General features: G+C 65.9%; 3 protein-coding genes and 1 pseudogene. 3 read left to right on the plus strand and 1 reads right to left on the minus strand.

From position 1 onward, the window contains the following. A protein-coding gene (locus ADL08_RS36515) for an IS5 family transposase (protein WP_107093249.1) occupies nt 1–836 on the plus strand; the annotation gives its coding sequence in 2 pieces (ribosomal slippage) (nt 1–343 and nt 343–836; 837 coding nt in all). A gap of 53 nt (nt 837–889) precedes the next feature. Beyond that, nucleotides 890–1,888, plus strand: a complete 999-nt coding sequence (locus ADL08_RS08695; protein ID WP_159043013.1) for a hypothetical protein — start codon at nt 890–892, stop codon at nt 1,886–1,888. 246 nt (nt 1,889–2,134) lie between these two features. On the opposite strand, the pseudogene ADL08_RS35260 reads toward ADL08_RS08695, so the two are convergent. Continuing rightward, nucleotides 2,135–2,984, minus strand: a pseudogene (locus ADL08_RS35260) (IS5 family transposase). Nucleotides 2,985–3,647: 663 nt separating this feature from the next. On the opposite strand from ADL08_RS35260, the gene ADL08_RS08710 reads away from it, so the two are divergent. After that, nucleotides 3,648–4,091 carry a hypothetical protein gene (locus ADL08_RS08710; protein WP_324610427.1) on the plus strand — a complete coding sequence of 148 codons (444 nt, stop codon included), beginning with the start codon at nt 3,648–3,650 and terminating at the stop codon, nt 4,089–4,091. Nucleotides 4,092–4,423 lie beyond the last annotated feature (332 nt).

A 4,423-nucleotide genomic window follows, 5' to 3' on the forward strand; every position in this document is an offset into this window, starting at 1 on the left:
ATGGGGCGGGGTACGTGGAGTTGGATTGTTCCGGACGGGCTGTGGGAAATCGCAAAGCCGCTGATCCCGCCCTCTCGGGTGCGGCCGCAGGGCGGCGGAACGCAGGACACACCTGATGAGACCTTGTTTGCCGCGATCATCTACGTCCTGGTCAGCGGGTGCGCCTGGCGGGCCCTGCCGCCCTGCTTCGGGATATCGAAGTCCACCGCTCATCGCCGGTTCCTGATCTGGTCGCGGGCCGGGGTGTGGGGCCGGTTGCACGAGGAGATCCTGCATCGCCTCGACGACGCCGGCCTGCTCGACCTGTCCCGCGCCGTCCTCGACTCCGCCCATGTCAGGGCGAAAAAGGGGGCGACCTCACCGGTCCGAGCCCTGTGGACCGGGGCAAGCCGGGTTCCAAGATGCACGTCCTGTCGGACGCGAACGGACTGCCCCTCGTCGTGGGTGTCACCGCGGCCAACGTCCATGACAGCCAAGCCCTGAAGCCCATGGTGCTCGGTCACCAAACGAGACACGACCCCCATCGCGGCCGTCACTTCAAACCACAGCGTCTGCACGCCGACAAAGCCTACGACATACCTGAGCTGCGGAAATGGCTCCGCGGGCGGAAATGGCTCCGCGGAAGACGTATCGGCGTCCGCATCGCACGCAAGGGCGTGGAGTCCAGCGAACGGCTCGGGCGACGCAGGTGGGTGATCGAGCGCACGATGTCCTGGCTCACGGGCTACCGCCGACTCAACCACCGCTACGAACGCCATCCCCGCAACTACCTGGCCTTCCTCGGCCCCGTCGCAGCCATCTGCTGCTACAAGCGACTCGTCCGCCTCACCACATAGGACACGGTCTAAGTCCTGGAGCTTCTATGCCGCCCTCCCTTGATCCACTGACCATGCAGCGGCTGGCGTATGTCCGATACCTGTACCGAGAAGGCGTTGAGGAGAGCCGGCGGCCGACCCCACTGCGCTCGCGGGCGATCACGTCCTTCCACGACGCCGTGGAGAACTTCATCGGGCTTGTCGCGCAGCAGCTGGGTGTCGAGCTCAAGAGGAACACCGAGTTCCTGGGCTACTGGGAGGCGGTTAAACCGTTCGAGCTCCCCAAGAAGGAGCAGATGAGGCGGCTGAACGACGTACGCGTGGCACTGAAGCACAACGGCACCTTCCCCTCCGAGCACCAGATCGAGCAGGCCCGTGAGGCCCTTGCCGACTTCATCACTACCGTCACGCCGAAGGTCTTCGACGTCGACTTCGACGCGGTCGACATGGTCGACCTTCTGACACAGCCGGAAACAGCCCGACTCGTCCGCGAGGTTCAGACGCACGCCGACGTAGGCGACTACCCCATGGCCATGGCCGGGCTGGTACTGGCCTTCGACGCTCTGCTCGACCACTACGCGACCGGCGGCCAACCCACCGACGGGGAATCGCCCTTCAGGTTCGGCGAACGTCTGTACCGCTCAGATGTGGTCCAGATACCAGGTGCCGGCAACAGCCAGATCAACCCGAAGCTGAAGAAGCTGGGCCGATTCGCCATGGACGCCCAAGACGCTCTACGCGTGATCAGCCTCGGCATCGACTATCCGAGCCTGGCTCGGTTCCGGGTGATGTCAACGCCGGTCTACGGTTACACCGATGGTAGCCAGCGCTTCATAGATCTCCCCTCGGTCCGCGCGCTGAGCGCGGACGACTATGACTGGGCACGGCACTTCATCATCGAGTCCGGCCTCCAGGCGTCTCGGGCTGATGAGATCCGCGGAATGCAGGAGCGAGCACACAAGCTGAACTGGAACCCGAAGACGCCGTTCGGGCAACGTTCATGGATGGGGCCGGTAGAACCGACTCCATACGAGGAAGTGTCTGTCTTTGAGAGCGAGGCGCTGGACCAGTGACAGCTCCCCTTGAAGCCGGTCGGTTCCGACTCCTCAGGGCACCCTGGGGAGTGGCCGGGGATCCCAGGGGCTGCACGCACCTCAGTGCGATGCGGCTGCTCACAAGCCCTCGCCATCGCACTGAGGTACATATAGACCCTGGGATGCGACGCCGTCGGCCCCAGACGACGAAGGGCCCCGGGCGCGTCGTACGCCCGGGGCCCTTCCCGCTCGCGGAACGGAGCGGCCTAGGCAGTTTCGTTTGGATCACCGTGCAGACCAGAGGAAGATACCTGCGATGTGGAGTCCGGCGAGGAAGATGGTCGCGGTCTTCTCGTAACGGGTGGCGATGCCTCTCCACTGCTTCAAGCGGTTGATGCAGCGCTCGACGGTGTTGCGCTGCTTGTATGCCTCGGGATCGAAGGCCGGTGGCCTCCCGCCCCGGCTTCCGCGCCGCAGGCGGTGGCCGCGCTGGTCGGCCGGGACGGGGATGACCGCCCGGATCCCACGCTTGCGCAGGTGCTCGCGGATCGCGCGGGAGGAGTACGCCTTGTCGGCCAGAACCATGTCCGGCCTGGTGCGGGGCCGTCCTCGCCGCCGGGGAACGCGCAGGCGGGCCATGACGTGAGCAAAGGCGGGCGCGTCACCGGCCTGCCCAGCGGTAAGCACGAAGGCCAGCGGCCGGCAGTGGGCGTCGGAGGCCAGGTGGATCTTCGTGGTCAGCCCGCCGCGGGATCTGCCGATGGCGTGGTCCGCAGGTTCGCCGGTCGGCGCCCTTTTTGCGGGCTCAGGCCGCGTGCTGGTGTGCCCGCACGACGGTCGAGTCGACCGAGACGATCCAGTTGAGTTCTTCCTCGGCGTCGGCCTGAGCGATGAGCGCGGTTAACACCCGCTCCCAGGTGCCGTCGACGGCCCACATCCGCAACCGGTTGTAGACGCCTCGCCAGTTCCCGTACTTCTCGGGAAGGCGGACCTACTGCGATCCGGTCTGAAACTTCCAGGCGATCGCATCGATCACCTCATGATGATCCCGTCACCGGCCACCCCGTCGCGGCGTCCGATCCGGAAGCAACGGTTCGATCCGCGCCCACTGCGCGTCAGTCAACGGCACATCCAGACCAACGAGTCGACGGCCGGGATGAAACGGCCGTACCACCTCGCCTCATACGAGCTACTGCCCTGTCGCCCCAGGTCGGTAGTTTGGATTTGCCTGGTAGCCGCCCGAGAGCTTCCCGCGAGCGTCTACTTGCCAAGCCGCGATAATGGCTTCAGGGGGCACAGCCCCGTTCGGATCATCGACCATGTTCCCGTCGATCTCGTAGACCCAGCCTCCTGGATTTGCCTTGGCCTCGGCAACCAACTCGGGCGGAGGCATCCGCTGCCCACTGCGCTTCCTTCGGAACATCCCCACGTCTCACGCCTCCCCAGTCCTGAGGGGCGATGTTACGCAGCGCTGGATGATCCAAACGAAGTGCCCTAGTGGATTCACCAGTCGTCGGGGGCGCTGCCGACCCACGCGATCGGCCGGCCTTCGCTATTGCGGCCCCAGTGCGGCTCCTCCAACGTGGTCTCGTGACCGTTGTCCAGGACGCAGATCCACCCCCAGTGGCCGTGCTTGCCCGGGCAGACCCTGGCCAGCCGGGGTCCTCGTCCCCCGGGCTGTTCACCGTGCCGGGCTGCCGCCGGAAGCCGTGAGCCCAGCCACTCCGTATACGCTCTCCTGGTTTTACGACACCGGGGAGGGACCCACATGATCCACAAGAAGTCAGTGCAAGGCACGGTGCTAGCCACTGCCATCCTGGCGGCCCTGGCCGTCTCCTGCAGCACAACCCCCGAGCCCGTCCGCCCGGCATCAGGCACAAACGCGCCCGACGGGGCCGCCGCAACCCCCTCTCCGGACGAGGCGTACGCGCCGTCCACCGACGAGAAGGTCCGGGACGCCTTCGCCACCCTCCAGGCCACGCTCAACGACTCCTGCGCGAAGGACTGCGGCTACTTCCTGGGCCGTGTGAACAAGGAGCTCCAGGAGCTGGACCGGGCGATGAAGAATGATCCCAAGGGTCCCGGGCACTTCCCCGAGCCGATCCAGAAGATGACCGAGCTCAACAAGACGCTCGGTGGCGACGCTTCCTTCGAGAACCTGAAGAAGCACCAGAAGCAGCTCCTCGCCACCCGCGACTTCATCAACACGTGGATGCAGGACCACCCCGACGACTACCGCTAATCGGCCCTCCTGCACCCCGGGGTGGGACAGCACGGCCGAGATGCCTTCTCCGTCTCCGCGAAGGCGCTGGTGCGGGCGTGCTGGGCGCGGGTGATGCCTGCACCACCGATTGGCGAATCCGCTGACGCGGGACCGCGCTGACCGGCTGCTGTCCCGCGTCTGGCCGCACGCGGTCATCACACCGCGTTTTCTTCGGCCGCCCAGTCGAGCCCGAGGTTGGCGAGTGCGGCGAGTGTCCGGGGGCGGTTTTTCTGATCAGTAGGTCGTGGTTTGGCCTGGGCTGATCAGTTTGTTTTCTGGTGGTGGTAGCGCTTCAAGCCCTGGTGTGACGA

This window comes from Streptomyces sp. NRRL F-6492 (genome assembly GCF_001280125.1).
GTDB lineage: Bacteria > Actinomycetota > Actinomycetes > Streptomycetales > Streptomycetaceae > Streptomyces.